The sequence below is a fragment of the Streptomyces sp. G5(2025) genome (assembly GCF_049542075.1).
Taxonomy (GTDB): domain Bacteria; phylum Actinomycetota; class Actinomycetes; order Streptomycetales; family Streptomycetaceae; genus Streptomyces.
This window is the reverse complement of record NZ_JBMUZT010000006.1, coordinates 4,762,114-4,777,783: the sequence shown is the minus strand read 5'-3', so window position 1 is coordinate 4,777,783 and position 15,670 is coordinate 4,762,114. Positions and strand designations below refer to the sequence as shown.

Annotated in this window: 12 protein-coding genes and 1 riboswitch; of the genes, 7 read left to right on the top strand and 5 right to left on the bottom strand. The window is 71.5% G+C overall.

Annotation, left to right across the window (positions count from 1 at the left end; genetic code table 11):
• Positions 1-105 precede the first annotated feature (105 nt).
• The gene (locus tag ACOBQB_RS32630) at positions 106-1,494 is read left to right on the top strand and encodes an SWIM zinc finger family protein (protein WP_423596849.1); all 1,389 of its coding nucleotides are present in this window, start codon (positions 106-108) and stop codon (positions 1,492-1,494) included.
• 23 nt (positions 1,495-1,517) lie between these two features.
• Complete coding sequence (locus ACOBQB_RS32625) at positions 1,518-3,257, top strand: DUF5691 domain-containing protein (RefSeq protein WP_423596847.1); 1,740 nt, start codon at positions 1,518-1,520, stop codon at positions 3,255-3,257.
• A gap of 231 nt (positions 3,258-3,488) precedes the next feature.
• Here ACOBQB_RS32625 and ACOBQB_RS32620 read toward each other — a convergent pair whose 3' ends face one another.
• Positions 3,489-3,905 carry a cobalamin B12-binding domain-containing protein gene (locus tag ACOBQB_RS32620; RefSeq protein ID WP_205036198.1) on the bottom strand — a complete coding sequence of 139 codons (417 nt, stop codon included), beginning with the start codon at positions 3,903-3,905 and terminating at the stop codon, positions 3,489-3,491.
• 425 nt (positions 3,906-4,330) lie between these two features.
• On the opposite strand from ACOBQB_RS32620, the gene ACOBQB_RS32615 reads away from it, so the two are divergent.
• Both ACOBQB_RS32615 and ACOBQB_RS32610 read left to right on the top strand, forming a co-directional pair.
• Positions 4,331-5,263: an esterase/lipase family protein gene (locus ACOBQB_RS32615; protein WP_423596844.1), complete on the top strand. Its 933-nt coding sequence runs from the start codon at positions 4,331-4,333 to the stop codon at positions 5,261-5,263.
• A 215-nt stretch (positions 5,264-5,478) separates the two neighbouring features.
• Positions 5,479-7,047 carry a peptidoglycan DD-metalloendopeptidase family protein gene (locus tag ACOBQB_RS32610; protein WP_423596842.1) on the top strand — a complete coding sequence of 523 codons (1,569 nt, stop codon included), beginning with the start codon at positions 5,479-5,481 and terminating at the stop codon, positions 7,045-7,047.
• A gap of 63 nt (positions 7,048-7,110) precedes the next feature.
• Here ACOBQB_RS32610 and pcrA read toward each other — a convergent pair whose 3' ends face one another.
• A complete protein-coding gene (pcrA, locus tag ACOBQB_RS32605) occupies positions 7,111-9,633 on the bottom strand; it encodes a DNA helicase PcrA (RefSeq protein WP_423596840.1) in 2,523 nt (840 codons plus the stop codon).
• Positions 9,634-9,888: 255 nt separating this feature from the next.
• Positions 9,889-10,044: riboswitch (cyclic di-AMP (ydaO/yuaA leader) on the top strand.
• 8 nt (positions 10,045-10,052) lie between these two features.
• Here pcrA and ACOBQB_RS32600 point away from each other — a divergent pair.
• The gene (locus ACOBQB_RS32600) at positions 10,053-11,291 is read left to right on the top strand and encodes an NlpC/P60 family protein (protein ID WP_423596838.1); all 1,239 of its coding nucleotides are present in this window, start codon (positions 10,053-10,055) and stop codon (positions 11,289-11,291) included.
• A 93-nt stretch (positions 11,292-11,384) separates the two neighbouring features.
• On the opposite strand, the gene ACOBQB_RS32595 is transcribed toward ACOBQB_RS32600, so the two are convergent.
• Entirely contained in the window at positions 11,385-11,738 is a 354-nt protein-coding gene (locus ACOBQB_RS32595) for a hypothetical protein (protein WP_423596836.1), read from the bottom strand.
• Positions 11,739-12,083: 345 nt separating this feature from the next.
• On the opposite strand from ACOBQB_RS32595, the gene ACOBQB_RS32590 reads away from it, so the two are divergent.
• Positions 12,084-13,154 carry an NlpC/P60 family protein gene (locus tag ACOBQB_RS32590; RefSeq protein ID WP_423596834.1) on the top strand — a complete coding sequence of 357 codons (1,071 nt, stop codon included), beginning with the start codon at positions 12,084-12,086 and terminating at the stop codon, positions 13,152-13,154.
• Positions 13,155-13,299: 145 nt separating this feature from the next.
• Complete coding sequence (locus ACOBQB_RS32585; RefSeq protein WP_423596832.1) at positions 13,300-13,575, top strand: hypothetical protein; 276 nt, start codon at positions 13,300-13,302, stop codon at positions 13,573-13,575.
• 68 nt (positions 13,576-13,643) lie between these two features.
• Here the strand turns inward: ACOBQB_RS32585 and ACOBQB_RS32580 are convergent, their stop codons facing one another.
• Positions 13,644-14,372, bottom strand: a complete 729-nt coding sequence (locus tag ACOBQB_RS32580) for a LuxR C-terminal-related transcriptional regulator (RefSeq protein ID WP_423596830.1) — start codon at positions 14,370-14,372, stop codon at positions 13,644-13,646.
• Positions 14,369-15,658 (bottom strand): PspC domain-containing protein, encoded by a 1,290-nt coding sequence (locus ACOBQB_RS32575; protein WP_423596828.1) that lies wholly within the window; start codon positions 15,656-15,658, stop codon positions 14,369-14,371. Before ACOBQB_RS32575 ends, ACOBQB_RS32580 begins: the two co-directional genes overlap by 4 nt.
• Between the last annotated feature and the right edge of the window lie 12 nt (positions 15,659-15,670).

Here is a 15,670-nt window from a genome sequence, read left to right as displayed (position 1 = left end):
CTCCACCGTGCACCACGCCACTGACAATCGACCCTCACGCGGCTCTGGCCTGGGAAAACAGCCGGGCCCGGGTCGATTGTCAGTGGCGGGACCTACCTTCGAGACATGACTCAGCAGGGGGTGCGCTGGACGGCGGATCAGGTGCTGGCGCTGGCGCCTGACGCCTCGTCACGCAAGGCGGGAAGCAGACTCGGCGTCGTCGGCCCATGGTCGGAGGCGGGCAGTTCGGGCGAGGGGGCGGTGTGGGGGCTGTGCGAGGGGAGCGGCAGCAAGCCGTATCGGACATGCGTCGACATCGCGGCCATGAGGGCCGTCACGGGCAGCGGCGACGCGGCGGGCCCTGCGTACACATGCAGTTGTCCGAGCCGCAAGTTCCCGTGCAAGCACGCGCTGGGACTGCTGTTGGTCTGGGCGGCCGCGGACGGCACCGTGCCGGACGGGGAGCCTCCGGCGTGGGCCGGGAAATGGCTGGCGTCCCGCCGCAAGAGAGCGGAGGACGAGCGGAGTTCGACCGCGACACCCGACGCTTCGCCCGGCGCGTCGGCCGACCCTGAGGCGGCGCGGAGAAGAGCGGAGAGGCGGGCCGAGCGCATCACCGCCGGGGCGACGGAGCTGGAGCAGCGCCTGTCCGACCTGCTGCGTTCCGGCACGGCCTCCACCGAGCAGGCGGGGTACGGCCTGTGGGAGGAGACAGCGGCCCGCATGGTCGACGCGCAGGCGCCCGGACTGGCGGCGCGCGTGCGGGAGTTGGCGGCCATACCCTCCTCGGGACCCGGCTGGCCGGTGCGCTTTTTGGAGGAGTGCGCCCTGCTGCACCTCCTCGACCAGGGCTGGCTCCACCGTGACGCGTTGCCGTCAGGGCTGGCCGCCACGGTCCGCTCCCGCGTCGGCCTGCCCGCCCAGCCGGAGGGGCCGCAGCTGCGGGACCGCTGGCTGGTCCTCGCGCAGTGCGACACCGCCGACAGCAAGCTCACCACGCGCCGCGTCTGGCTGTACGGCACGGACTCCGGCCGCACCGCCCTGCTCCTCTCCTACGGGGCGGCGGGCCGCGCCCCCGCGCTCGCCCTGCCGGTGGGCCTCGCGCTCGACGCGGAGCTGGCGGGATATCCGGGCGCGCGGCAGCTGCGGGCGGACCTGGGCGAACAGTTCGCGGCCCCGGCGCCCACGGCGGAGCGGCCACCGGGCGTCCGGACGGACGAGGCCGCCGCGCGGTACGGAGAGGCGCTGCGCGACGACCCCTGGCTGGAGTCGTGGCCGGTGACGCTCTCCGAGGTCATACCGGCCCAGGCCGACGGCAGGTGGCAACTGGCCGACGCGGGCGGCGACTCCGCGCTGCCCATGGCGCCGACCGCCGCGTCCGGTCCAGGTCTGTGGCGGCTGGTCGCCCTGTCCGGAGGAGCACCGCTGACGGTGTTCGGCGAGTGCGGCCACCGGGGCTTCACTCCCTTGGCGGCCTGGCCGCGGGACGCGGGAGAGACGGTGCCGCTGTGCTGACGAACGAACGCCAGGAGGAACAGATGGCCACCACGCCTACGGCGTCCACCAAAGCTACGGCGCCCGAGGCACCCTCGGCACCCGGGGCGCCCCCGGCACCCGAGGCCTCGCAGGCACCCCGCTCCGACTCCGCGCCCCCGCACGCGGCCTGGGAGGAGCTGGTCACGTCTGCGCTGCTCGGCACCGACCGCCGCGCCCTGCCGGCCCCTTTCCACACCCCCGGCAAGGAGGCACCGCTCGCCCTCCTCGACGAGGCGGCGGTGCAGACGGTCCGCCGCAGGGCCGGCCTGCGCCCGGCACCGGCCGCCACCCCGCCCGAGCCCGCGGCGCGGGACCCCAGGCCACCGGTGCCGCCCGCGGCCCGGCGCAGGCTCGCCACGCTGCTCGCCGACCAGCCGGGCCTCGGGAGCGGCGGCAGACGGGGCGCGACACCGGACCTGATGGAGCTGCTCCCCCAGTGGCTGGCCCTGGCCAACGCCCGGGGGTACGGCGCGCCGCCCGAGCTGCTGCCCGCCCTCCTGAACGCGGCGCGCGGCCGTACGGACCTGCGTCCCCAGGCGCTCGCCTTCGCCGGCCCCAGGGCGCTGTGGCTGGCCCGCCTCAACCCTGACTGGAAGTTCGCACTCCGGGCCACCCCGGGAGGCGGCGTGGCCCTGCCCTCCACGGACGACGCACCGAAGGTCCGGCAGTTGTGGGAAGAGGGCCTCTTCGCCGAACGGGTCGCCCTCCTGACCACGCTCCGCGCCCACGACACCCGAGCCGCGCGGGAGCTGCTCGCGACGACCTGGCAGACGGAGCGCGCGGAGGACCGCCTGATGTTCCTCGATTCGCTCCGCACGGGCCTGTCCGCCGCGGACGAGCCGTTCCTGGAGCAGGCCCTCACCGACCGCAGCCGCAATGTCCGCTCCACCGCGGCGGAGCTGCTCTCCGCGCTCCCCGACTCGGCGCTGGCCGGGAGGATGGCGGCCCGGGCGGCCTCCTGCGTGGCCGTGGACCATGTGTCGAGCACACCGACCCTCGCGGTCGAGGCCCCGCACGAGTGCGACGCGGGCATGGAGCGGGACGGCGTCGTCGCCAAACCCCCGGCCGGCCGGGGCGAGCGCTCCTGGTGGCTGGGTCAGCTGGTGGAGGCCGCCCCGCTCGCCACCTGGCGGACCCGGCTCGGCAACCGCACGCCGGCCGAGATAGTGGCGCTCCCGGTCGCCGACGACTGGCGCGGCGAGCTGCACGGCGCGTGGTGCCGCGCGGCCGTGCGGCAGCGGGACGCGACCTGGTCCAGGGCCCTGCTCGGTGCGCCCGCCTCCCCGGACGCCGCGGGCCCCGGAGCCGTGTCGCTCGCCGAGCGCGCCAAGCTCCTGGCCGCGCTGCCCGCGGCGGACCGGGCGGAGTGGGTCGCCGGTTTCATCGCCGCGCACGGCCTGTCCGAGGCGTTTCAGCTGCTCGGCGTGTGCGCGGTGCCCTGGGCCGAGCCGCTGGGGCGCGCGGTCGTGGACGCGTTGAACATCGCGCGGGACGCGGGCAGCTATCCCTGGAGCTTCAGCGGGGTCATGGGCCTCGCGGAGCGCTGCCTGGACCCCGCCGAAGCGGTCCGCCTGGAGGCGCTCACCGCGATCCCGGACGAACCGGAGGACGCGTCGCCGGGCGCGGGCAGCTACTGGTCGGAGGCGTTTCAACGCCTGGTCACCACACTGCGCCTGCGCGCGGCGATACGCGACGAACTCCCGCCACTGCCGCGGCCCCGCACGGAGCGCGGGCGGGCGTGAGGGGACCACCGCCGTTCAGCCCCCGGCGTACAGGCCCGGGCCTCGGGCCTTCGGGCTCCGAACTCCGGCCTCCAAGCTCCGGGCCTCGGGCCTTCGGGCTCCGGGCTCCAAGCTCCAGGCCTCGGGCCTTCGGGCTCCGGGCTCCGGGCTCCGAACTCCGGCCTCCGGGCTCGGTTCTCCGGCGTACAGGCTTCGGGGCCAGGCGTCGGCTCGGCGTACAGGCCTCGGGAATCAGGCCCCGGCAGGCTGCTGTACGTTGGCCCGCACCCACTCCACGATCGAGGTCGTGGTGGCCCCAGGGGTGAAGATCTCCGCGACGCCCTTCTCCTTCAGCGGCGCGATGTCCGCCTCCGGGATGATGCCGCCGCCGAAGACCAGGATGTCCTGCGCGTCCCGCTCCTTCAGAAGCTCCAGCACCCGTGCGAACAGCGTGTTGTGCGCCCCGGACAGGATGGAGAGGCCGATCGCGTCGGCGTCCTCCTGGATCGCGGTGTCCACCACCTGCTCGGGCGTCTGATGCAGCCCGGTGTAGATGACCTCCATACCGGCGTCACGCAACGCCCGCGCGATCACCTTGGCCCCGCGATCGTGCCCGTCGAGCCCCGGCTTGGCGACCACCACGCGGATCGGCCCGGCTGCCACACCCATCACTGCCTCCATGTACCGATATCCGTACCGACAACCATCTGTCCAAGCACAGATACCCCGCACCACACCGGCCGGGGAAGTGAACGAACGTTATCCACAGCATCCCGCAAGCGGCAGTTTCGCGGTGGAGAGGGAGGGGGAAATCACACGTTGGGACACGTTCGCTGCGCGCCGTCCTCCGACCAGGGGTTCACGCTCCGCATCCGGACCCGGCGCGAGGGGAGCCGCAACGAGAACGCCGCACCACCATGCCGTCAGCCGCACGGCGTGGTGGTCCGGTGCACCGGCGACGTCACGGGGGGCACCGAGCCGCCGCACCACCGGGCGGCAGTCACGCCCTTGCAGAGCCGACTCATCGCCCACGACTCCCCCTAGGGCACATGGGGGACGAAGACGCCCTCCCGTGCGCCGTCGGGAGGTCGACCATGCCGCTCACAGGGGCCCGCCCCTTTCGCCTTCGCAGCTTCGCGCTGCCCAAACCGACCGGGCGGCCGGCGAAACCGCCCGGCCTTCCGGCACCGCCCCCGCCGCCTCCCCTGGCCGCCCCGCGCTCCAAAGCGGCGGGCCGCATCTCCCTGGCCCTCCTGAAGGCGACCGCCCTGGAAGCGGCAATCCTCGCGGGCCACCTCGTCCTCTACCCCTCCGGCATCACCCAGGAGCGCCGGGCGGCCCCCGTCCAGCCGCCCCCCGACGCCCCACGCCTCCCGCCGGACGGCAGGCCTCCGGTTCTTCTCCTGCACGGCTTCATAGACAACCGCTCCGTCTTCGTCCTGCTCCGCCGTGCCCTGGCCCAGGACGGCGGACGCCGCGTGGAGTCCCTCAACTACTCCCCGCTGACCTGTGACATCCGTACCGCCGCCGAACTGCTCGGCCGCCACGTCGAGGAACTCTGCGAGCGCACGGGCCACCGCCGGGTGGACATCGTCGGGCACAGCCTCGGCGGCCTGATCGCCCGCTATTACGCGCAGCGCCTCGGCGGGGACATCCGCGTACGCACGCTGGTCACGCTCGGCACCCCGCACGCGGGCACGCGGGTCGCGCCGCTCGCGGACGCGCACCCCATCGTGCGGCAGATGCGCCCCGGTTCCGCCGTGATCGAGGAGCTGAAGGAACCGGCACCGGACTGCCGCACCCAGTTCGTGTGCTTCTGGAGTGATCTGGACCAGATCATGGATCCGCTGGAAACGGCGTGCGTCGACCACCCCGACCTGCTGGCGCAGAACATCCAGGTAACCGGAATCGGCCATCTCGCATTGCCGGTGCACCCGGCGGTCGCGAACGGCATACGCCAGGCGCTCGACCTGACGAATCCAGGAGCCGACGCGAGGGAAAAATCGGGCGGGCTCACGGTCGCCTGACCACGCCCGGGCATCGGCCACGGACCCGATTCGCACTCCCGAACCTCGAACGCAACTCGAACGCAGAGCCAAGGCTGTGCCCGCCGTCCCCCGAAAGACGGCCGAATGCCCGTTTCCTGAGAGGGTGAAACCTGCCGAAGATTGTCGCGCCCGTATACCGCCGGGTACAGTCGCCGCACTGCTCTGCCCCTGCTGCCGAGGCGAAAGAGAAGTTGGTGAACGACCGTCACCCGTCGGGGAGCTCGACTTCCCAGCCCTCGGCACCTGGCGCCGACTACGCGCACTACGCGACGTACGAACCGCCAAGCGTCCAGCCCGGCGGTTACGGCTACGACGCCTACTCCACCGGCAGTTTCGACACCGGCAGCCTCAGCACCGGCAGTTTCGACACCGGTACCTTCGCCGCCGATCCGCTCTTCGGTGACATGCCCGGTGCCGAGTACGAGACGGGTCAGTGGGCGACCGCCCCGGACGCCCAGCAGCAGCCGGCCGCCTATGACACGTACGCCGGGCAGCAGCACGCCGCCGCGTACGACACCGGCAGCTTCGACACCACCTCCGCCTGGCCGACCGGCGGTTACCAGCAGCTCGCCGACATCCCCGCCCAGGCAGGCCCGGACAACTCGGGCCAGTGGGACGCGACCGCCTGGAACCAGGGCCCGTCGACCGGCCAGTGGGAAGCGCAAGCCTTCGAGACGGCCACGTTCGACACCGGCGCATTCGACGCCACGGCGTGGAACTCCCCCGACGAAACACCCGGGGCGCACGAGGGACACGAGGCGAACGGAGCGCACGAGGCGAACGGGGCGCACGCGGACAGTGGGGCGCACGACTCGTCACACGAACCGCACGAACCGCACGACGCGCCCCACCCGTACGAGCCCGCGGAGTCCGAGGATCCGCAGCCGTACGAACTCACCGAGCAGTACGAGATCGCCGCCGACGCCCCGTACACCGCCACGGAGCCCGAAGTGACCCCGGAAGGCCCGGCCCCCGGCTCCCGCGCCGCCGCCCGCGGCAAGAACGGCGGATCCGGTGCGGGCCGCTCGCGGACCCGCCGCCGCACTCCCGCCAAGCGCTCCGCCCTGTTCACCGTCGCTGTGCCCTCGGCCTGCGTGATGGGCGTCGCCGGTGTGGCCGCCGCATCCGTGGGCAGCTTCGGCGGGGACGAGCGCAAGGACACGACGGCCTCGGCCCCGGACTCCGCGCCGGTGAAGCCCTCCACCGCCAACAGCAAGCTGGACACCCAGCTGGCGAACCTCTCCGCGGACGCAGGTGACTTCGCGGACCGCGCGAGCCGCACGCAGGAACGTATCGATCTGAAGGCCGAGAAGGTCGCCGCCCAGAAGAAGGCGGCCGCGGAAGCGGCGCGCAAGGAGCGGCTCCGCCCGAAATTCGCGCTGCCGGTGAAGCAGCACGGTCTGAGCGCGCAGTACGGCCAGGCCGGCGTCAACTGGATGTCGGCGCACTCCGGCATCGACTTCCCCGTGTCGTACGGCACGGAGGTCTTCGCGGCGACGGACGGCACTGTGACCACGAAGTGGAACAGCGCCTACGGCAACATGGCGATCGTGACCGCCAAGGACGGCACGGAGACGTGGTACTGCCACCTCTCCTCGCACAAGATCTCCAGCGGTCCCGTGAAGGCGGGCGAGACGATCGCCTTCTCCGGCAACTCCGGCAACTCCACGGGGCCGCACCTGCACTTCGAGGTGCGCCCCAGCGGCGGCTCGGCGATCGACCCGCTGCCGTGGCTGCGCAGCCACGACCTCGACCCGACGTAACTCCAGATTCCGGCCGCCGGGCTCCGGCCGCCGGGCTCCGGATCCCTGCCGCCGCCCCGGGCGTTACAGCTTCTCGACCGGTGCGTACCGCAGCAGGAGCCGCTTCGGCTTGGGCTCGCCGAAGTCCACCGTCGCCTCGGCGTTCGCACCCGTGCCCTTCACCCCGACCACGGTCCCGAGGCCGAACTGGTCATGCGTGACCCGGTCCCCGACCGCCAGCGCGACCACCGGCTTCTCCGAGGCGCGGCGCGTGGCGAAGCCCTGCGCGCCGCCCGTGCGCGACCGCGAGGAGGACAGCGACGAGGCGATGCCCGCGGCCGGACCCGACGACGCGAGAGCGCCGACGGAACCCTTCCGCTTCCAGTCCAGATGCGTATCCGGAATCTCTTCGAGGAAGCGCGACGGCGGGTTGTACGAGGGCTGGCCCCAAGCGCTGCGCATCGAGGACCGCGTCAGGTAGAGCCGCTCACGCGCGCGCGTGATGCCCACGTAGGCGAGGCGGCGCTCTTCCTCCAACTCCTTGACCTGCCCGAGGGAGCGCATGTGCGGGAAGACGCCGTCCTCCATGCCGGTCAGGAACACCACGGGGAATTCGAGGCCCTTGGCGGTGTGCAGCGTCATGAGGGTGATGACTCCGGAGCCGTCGTCCTCCTCATCCGGAATTTGGTCGGAGTCGGCGACGAGTGCGACGCGCTCCAGGAAGTCGGAGAGCGTGCCGGCCGGGGCGGCGGCCCCCTCGCCGTCTTCCGCCTGACCGTTCTCCTGGGCACCGGCCGCCTGGGCGTTTTCCTGCTCGAACTCCAGCGCGACGGCGGCGAGTTCCTGGAGGTTCTCGATACGGGTCTCGTCCTGCGGGTCGGTCGAGGCCTGCAACTCGGCGAGGTAGCCGGTCCGTTCGAGCACGGCCTCCAGGACGACGGCCGGGCCCGCGCCGGACTCGACGACGGTCCGCAGCTCCTCCATGAGCGTGTTGAACCGCTTGACGGCGTTGGTCGAACGGGCCGCCATTCCGTACGCCTCGTCGACGCGGCGCAGCGCCTGCGGGAAGGAGATCTTCTCGCGCTGCGCGAGCGCGTCGATCATCGCCTCGGCACGGTCGCCGATGCCCCTCTTCGGGACGTTCAGGATGCGGCGCAGCGGGACCGCGTCCTCGGGGTTGGCGAGCACGCGCAAGTAGGCCAGCACATCGCGGACCTCCTTGCGCTCGTAGAAGCGGACGCCGCCGACGACCTTGTAGGGCAGGCCGACGCGGATGAAGATCTCTTCGAAGACACGGGACTGGGCGTTCGTGCGGTAGAAGATCGCGACGTCGCCGGCCTTCGCATCGCCCGCGTCCGTGAGCCGGTCGATCTCGTCGGCGACGAACTGCGCCTCGTCGTGCTCGGTGTCGGCCACATAGCCGGTGATGCGGGCGCCCGCGCCCTGGTTGGTCCAGAGGTTCTTCGGGCGACGGCTTTCGTTCCGCTCGATGACCGCGTTCGCAGCGCTCAGGATCGTCTGCGTGGAGCGGTAGTTCTGCTCCAGGAGGATCGTGGTGGCGTCGGTGTAGTCCTCCTCGAACTGGAGGATGTTGCGAATGGTGGCGCCGCGGAAGGCGTAGATCGACTGGTCCGCGTCACCCACCACGCACAGCTCGGCCGGTTCGCCGGGTTCGCCGGAATCACGGCCCTCGCCTCCGGAGGGGCCGACCAGCTCGCGCACCAGGGCGTACTGCGCGTGGTTCGTGTCCTGGTACTCGTCGACCATGACGTGCCGAAAACGGCGGCGGTAGTGCTCGGCGACGTCCGGGAAGGCGCGCAGGAGGTGGACCGTCGTCATGATCAGGTCGTCGAAGTCCAGGGCGTTCGCCTCGCGCAGGCGCGACTGGTACATGGCGTAGGCCTGGGCGAGGGTCTTCTCGAAACCGTCCGCCGCCTGACCGGCGAAGTCCTCCTCGTCGATCAGCTCGTTCTTCAGGTTGGAGATCTTGGCGCTGAAGGACTTCGGCGGGAACTTCTTCGGGTCGAGGTCCAGGTCGCGGCAGACCAGGGCCATCAGACGCTTGGAGTCCGCGGCGTCGTAGATCGAGAAGGAGGACGTGAAGCCCAGCTTCTTGTACTCGCGGCGCAGGATGCGGACGCAGGCGCTGTGGAAGGTCGAGACCCACATCGCGTTGGCCCGGGGGCCGACGAGCTGCTCGACGCGCTCCTTCATCTCGCCCGCGGCCTTGTTCGTGAAGGTGATCGCGAGGATCTGGCCGGGGTGCACACCGCGCTCAGCGAGGAGGTACGCGATGCGGTGGGTCAGCACGCGGGTCTTGCCGGAACCGGCGCCGGCGACGATGAGCAGCGGGGAGCCGGCGTGCACGACCGCCGCACGCTGGTTCTCGTTCAGCCCCTCCAGGAGCGTCGCCGGGTCGATGACCGGGCGCGGGGCTCCGTCGCGGTAGTGCGTGTCCCGGGTCATGGGCACGTCGAACTTCCCGCTGAACAGGTCGTCCGGAATCGGTTCCGGAGCACTGTCCTCGGGCGGCGGCGGGGGCTCTTCGCCCGCGGCCCGGGAAGGCTGCAGGTCCGCCAGGAAGCTGTCATCAAAGAGGCTGCTCATCGCCTCCCGAGTCTAGGCGGCCCCACTGACAACCCGCCCCGGGTTCCGGCCACCTTCCTCCGGAACCCGCCCCGCCTACGCCCCGCCCGCGTCCGGTCACGCCCTGCCACGCGACCGCCCGCCCCGGCCAGGAGCCCCGCGACGTAACGAAAATGTATCGGGCATATCGAACATCAACCTTCACACGCGTCACACAAGTTGGCTAGCGTGCCCCGCGGGCCGCTCGTCCCCCCACCGGCGAATCCCGCCGGGAACGGGCTGCCTCCGCCGAGTCCGACATGTTCGGAGCCGGGGACCCACCGAAAACTTGGGGTGAATCGGTCCCGTACGAAGTACGGGACTGTAGGGCAGCCTTCCGGACCACTCGCCCGAACCCGACAGCTAACCCGGTAGGCGGTCTACGGAAGGAGTCGCCTCCCTTGGCGTCGCACCGCAAACCGCGGACCCGGACAACCGGAACAGCAGGAATAACCGGAATGGCCGGGATGGCCGGGATGCCTGGAGTACGCACTGCTCCCGCCGTCGGCATCACGACGGCCGCCCTCACCTCCGTGGCACTCCTGTCACAGAGCGCGCAGGCGGCGCCCTCCATACCGGCGAAGCCCAGTCTCGAAGAGGTGCGGCAGAAGGTCGACGACCTGTACCACCAAGCGGGCATGGCCACCCAGAAGTACAACGCGGCCAAGGAGAAGACCGGGAAGCAGCGCAAGAAGGCCGACCGGCTGCTCGACGACGTGGCCAGGCGCGCGGGCAGGCTGAACGAGGCACGCCAGGAGCTCGGCTCCTTCGCCGCCGCGCAGTACCGCACCGGGGCCGTCTCCCGCACCGCCACGCTGATGCTCGCCGAGGACCCGCAGGGTTACGTCGACCAGAACCACCTGATGGACCGGCTGACCAAGCGGCAGAAGAAGGCCGTCGACGACTACCGGACGCAGCAGGCGTCGGCGACGAAGCAGCGCACGAAGGCCGCACGGAACCTGGAGACGCTGAGCGACTCGCGGGACGACCTCAGGACGAGCAAGCAGACCGTCCAGAGGAAGTTGGGCGAGGCGCGCGAGCTGCTCTCGGAGCTGACCGCCGAGGAGAGGGCCCGGCTCACCGCGATCGAGCGGAAAAAGGAGCGGGAGGCCAAGCGCAAGGCCGAGGAACTGGCCCGCAAGGAGGCCGCCGAGGCGGAGCACAAGCGCAAGGCGGAGGAGGCGGTCCCAAAGTCTGACTCTGGCCGTGACTCCGACACGGACACCCGTTCGGGTTCGGACTCCGGTACCGGCTCCGGCTCCGGCTCCGGACGCACCGACGGCACTTACGCCACCAAGGCCGCGAAGGTCATCACGTTCGCCGAGGCGCAGATCGGCAAGCCGTACGTCTGGGGCGCGACCGGGCCCGACTCCTACGACTGCTCCGGGCTCACCCAGGACGCGTGGAAGGCCGCAGGGATCACTCTGCCGCGCACCACATGGGACCAGGCGAAGGCGGGCACGACCGTGAAAACCGCCGACGCCGAACCGGGTGACCTGGCCTTCTTCCACGACGACATCAGCCACGTGGGGATCTGCATCGGCGGCGGCAAGATGATCCACGCCCCGAAGCCGGGTGCGAAGATCCGCGTCGAGTCGATCTGCTCCATGCCGATCCACAGCGTGGTGCGCCCGGCGTAGCCGCGGAAAACGGCCCTCTACGCGCGCGTGGCCCGCGCTCCGTCGGGAGCGCGGGCCACGCGCGCGTAGAGGGCCGTTCGCACGTCCGCAGGATCAGGTCCACAGCGCGGCGATGAAGATGTTCGCCGTGGTCAGCAGCCCCACCGCGCCGAACACGCCCTTGTCGGTCTTCTCCTCGTCCCGCTTCACGTAGACCAGCGCGAGGATCACGATCAGCACGGCCATCTTGATGCCGATCTTGACGTTGTTGACCGGGTTGTCGTCAGCCTGGTTGAGGCCCACGAGAGCCACACCGGTGACAAGCATGACCAGCGCGCCGTGCAGCATCGCGGGACTGAAGCGGGCGGTGCCCTGGCCCATCTGCTTCATCTGAGTCAGGAAGCCGCCCAGGAGTGAAGCGATACCGATGATGTGCAGGCCGACGAAGAGATGGATGAGTACGTCCATGAGGCCGGAGCCTAGCCCGGACCCGTGCCGCCCCTCACAGGCGGGCCCATAGCACCTTCCGTCGGACCGACAGGGCACAAACTGCCACATTGGTCACGGCTGTCCGCGAAGGCGCCCCTGACCCGTCAGCGGCGCGAACAGGCGTGGTCACGATTCCGACATTCCCCGGCAGTTGCGCACAATCCGCCTCCAGACCGTGACGCCCCGGTTTAGCGTCCTCCCCCAGGTGACCGGCTCCCCACCGCCGCCCCGCTCAGGGCGGCAGTCGGCCACCACCGCCGAGAAACCCGGCGGTGGCCCGCTCCCCCTGTGCGGGCCGCCGCCGGCCAGCTAAGGAGCCCTTTCGTGGCAGCGCACCGTAAGCCCAGGCAGCGCTCGCTCAGCGGCCACACGGCCCGCACCGCCGCCACCCTCGCTCTCGCGGGAGCCGCCTCGATGGCCGCGTTCGACGGCTCCGGGCACGCGGACCCCCGGCTCAGCCCCGCCGAGGTGAAGTCCCGGGTCGACACGCTCTACCGTGAGGCGGAGATCGCCACCGAGAAGTACAACGGCGCGAAGGAGAAGGCCGAAAAGGTCGAGAAGTCGCTAGACGAGCTGCGCGACGAGGCGGCCCGCAAGGTGGAGAAACTCAACGCCGCCCGCAACGACCTGGGTGCGTACGCCACAGCGCAGTACCGCGCGGGCGGCATCGACCCCTCCGTGCAGCTCGCGCTCTCCTCCGACCCCGACCAGTTCCTGGACCGTGCCTCGCTCGCCGACCGGGCGGGCAGCCGCCAGGCAGCGGCCCTCAGCGGCGTACGCAAGAGGCTCCAGGAGCTGGACCAGCTGCGTACCGAGGCCGATGGCCGCCTGGCCACCCTCCGCGCGCGCCAGGCGGACCTGAGGAAACACAAGAAGACCGTCACCGGCAAGCTCGGTGAGGCCAGACGGCTGCTGGCCCGGCTCACCGAGGAGCAGCGCGTGGAGTACGGGAAGCCGGCGGGCGATGACCAAGGCGGCAACAGCGGCCGGGCCACCCGTACGCAGGCCCGTGACACCCCCCTGAGCGGCACCTCCAAGGCTCCCAACGCCCGCGCGGCAGCCGCTGTTTCCTACGCGTACAAAGCCATTGGCAGTCCCTACGTGTGGGGGGCGACGGGCCCGAGCGCCTTCGACTGCTCAGGGCTGGTCCAGGCCGCGTACCGCTCGGCGGGTGTCTCGCTGCCTCGCACCACCTACGCCCAGATCGCGGCGGGCGAGCGCATCCCGCGCTCCGCGCTGCGCCCCGGTGACCTGGTGTTCTTCTATTCGGGCATCAGTCACGTCGGCATGTACGTGGGCAACGGCCAGATGATCCACGCCCCCAACCCGAGCGCTTCGGTCCGGCTCGCCCCGATCGACGAGATGCCGTACGCCGGTGCCACCCGGGTGGTGTGAGAGGAGAAGGACGCCACAGGGTTCATTCTCGGCCCGGTCCTCGCGCTCCTCGCCCTCGCGGCGCCGGCTCCCGCTGCGGTCGGCGTCGTCCTCAGCATCCGCCGCGACCGGCGGCTACGAGAACTCACCGACGCATGGCTCTCTCTTGACCGCTCCCCCGGCCTCCGACGCCCGGCTCCGCTCCCCCGGCCTCAGCCTCCTCTGGCTCCTGTCCTCCCTCGCTGAGTGCACGCTCGGCCTGCGGGCGTCCTTCGCGTCGGCCGCCTACGCCGGACCGGGCCGCGAGACCTACGCCGACGGCGCCCTCGGCAGGGGCGCCGGCCTGATCCTGTGGCTGACGGAGCTGCTGGGCGCCGCCAAGGCCCTCACCCACTACCGCTGGGCCTTGCGGAGGCTCAGCAGGCCCAGACAGGTCCCGTAGGTCCCGTAGGCCCTCGGCAGGTCTCGTAGATCCGGCAGGCTCCGGTAGGCCCAGCGGGCTCCGGATCCTTAGACCAGCCTTCGCGCCGTCGCCCACCGCGTCAGCTCATGACGGTTGGACAACTGGAGCTTCCTCAGGACCGCCGAGACATGTGACTCGACCGTCTTCACGGAGATGTAGAGCTGCTTGGCGATCTCCTTGTACGCGTACCCGCGCGCGATGAGCCGCAGGACCTCCCGCTCGCGCTGCGTGAGCCGGTCCAGGTCCTCGTCGACCGGAGGCGCGTCGGTGGAGGCGAAGGCGTCCAGCACGAAACCGGCCAGCCGCGGCGAGAACACCGCGTCGCCGTCCTGCACACGGAAGATGGAGTCCACCAGGTCCGTGCCGGTGATGGTCTTGGTGACGTAGCCACGGGCACCGCCCCGGATGACACCGATGACGTCCTCGGCGGCGTCGGACACCGAGAGTGCAAGGAAGCGCACCGGATTCTCCGCGTCGGACATCAACGGCGAGCACCGGCGCAGCACTTCCACCCCACCGCCACCGGGAAGGTGCACGTCCAGCAGGACGACCTCGGGGCGCGCGGCCGTGATGACCGTGACCGCCTGGTCGACGTCGGCGGCCTCGCCGACCACCTCGACGCCCGTGATGTCGGTCCGGCCGATCTCCGCCTGCACGCCGGTGCGGAACATCCGGTGGTCGTCGACCAGGACGACCCGCACGCGACGCCCGCCCGCGCCGCCCTCGTCCGACCCGGTCGGCTCCGCGGGTTCGCCCGCCTCGGTCGCGTCGCTCATGTCGTCGCCGTCCTCTCCATCTCCAGCTCGACTTCCGTGCCGCCGCCCGGCACCGCGCGCAACCGCGCCGTGCCGCCGTTGCGCTGCATGCGGCCGATGATCGATTCTCGTACGCCCATGCGGTCGTCCGGTACCGAATCCAGGTCGAACCCGGGGCCGCGGTCTCGGACGGACACGAACACCGTCTCCGCCTCGACTTCGGCGAAGACCTGCACCGCGCCGCCCTCGCCACCGTACTTGGCGGCATTCACCATGGCTTCCCTCGCGGCCTGCATCTGCGCGGTGAGCCGCTCGTCGAGCGGGCAGTCACCGACCACGACGACCTCGATCGGGACGCCGTGCTTGTCCTCGACCTCCGCCGCGCTCTGGCGGACCGCCTCGGCGAGGGTGTCGGGCTCCTCGTCCTCGTCCTTGCCGTTGCCCTCGGGTTTGTAGAGCCAGGCCCGCAGGTCGCGCTCCTGGGCCCGGGCGAGGCGGCGCACCTCGCCCGGGCTCTCCGCGTTGCGCTGGATCAAGGTGAGGGTGTGCAGCACGGAGTCGTGCACATGGGCGGCGACCTCGGCTCTCTCCTGGGCGCGAATGCGCATCAGCCGCTCCTCGGAGAGGTCCTGTGCCATGCGGACGAGGTAGGGGCCGGCGAGGAGCGCGATGCCGACGAGCACGGCGAGGGCTGCCTGGAGCACGGCGCCCAGGTGGGCGGCGGAGCCCTGGAGGACGAAGATGCCGGTCACCCCGGCGCCGACCAGGAGGACACCGGCGGCCGACCGGGCGAGCGTGAGGGTGCGCCTTCGCCGGCCGACGGCCATCCAGCGGGCCCGGCGGGCGTTGTCGGCCTGCCGCCAGACCAGGGCGACGCCCGCGGCGACGAGCAGGGTCGGGACGACATACGCCTGGGTCGAACCGTCCAGGTCCACATTGCCGACGAAGACCATGGAGACGACGACCATCGCGAGGAGCGCGACGATCTGCCCCTTGTCCGGCTTGCGGGCCACGAGTCTGCGGCGGCCGTCCGGCGACGTCTCGGTCGTCACGGCCGCGGGTGGCCGCTCGGCGTCGACGCCGCCGACGCCGAGCGGGACGAAGAACCAGAACGCCGCGTACAGCAGAGCGCCGAGGCCGTCCGCCGTGAACAGGCCGACGAAGATGAGCCGGACCCAGATCACGGGCAGCCCGAGATGTCCCGCGAGGCCGCGTGCGACACCGCCGAGCCAACGCCCGTCACCGCTGCGGTAGAGCTTGCGCAGCGGTCGGGCGTCGTCAATGGGAGGTGCAGCGGCTTCCGGCATGCCTCGATATTC

What these genes read in the sequence shown, in the direction of transcription:
- ACOBQB_RS32630 (WP_423596849.1), top strand. Translation starts at nt 106, where the DNA reads ATGACTCAGCAGGGGGTGCGCTGGACGGCGGATCAGGTGCTGGCGCTG.
- ACOBQB_RS32625 (WP_423596847.1), top strand. Translation starts at nt 1,518, where the DNA reads ATGGCCACCACGCCTACGGCGTCCACCAAAGCTACGGCGCCCGAGGCA.
- ACOBQB_RS32620 (WP_205036198.1), bottom strand. Translation starts at nt 3,905, where the DNA reads ATGGGTGTGGCAGCCGGGCCGATCCGCGTGGTGGTCGCCAAGCCGGGG.
- ACOBQB_RS32615 (WP_423596844.1), top strand. Translation starts at nt 4,331, where the DNA reads ATGCCGCTCACAGGGGCCCGCCCCTTTCGCCTTCGCAGCTTCGCGCTG.
- pcrA (WP_423596840.1), bottom strand. Translation starts at nt 9,633, where the DNA reads ATGAGCAGCCTCTTTGATGACAGCTTCCTGGCGGACCTGCAGCCTTCC.
- ACOBQB_RS32595 (WP_423596836.1), bottom strand. Translation starts at nt 11,738, where the DNA reads ATGGACGTACTCATCCATCTCTTCGTCGGCCTGCACATCATCGGTATC.
- ACOBQB_RS32580 (WP_423596830.1), bottom strand. Translation starts at nt 14,372, where the DNA reads ATGAGCGACGCGACCGAGGCGGGCGAACCCGCGGAGCCGACCGGGTCG.
- ACOBQB_RS32575 (WP_423596828.1), bottom strand. Translation starts at nt 15,658, where the DNA reads ATGCCGGAAGCCGCTGCACCTCCCATTGACGACGCCCGACCGCTGCGC.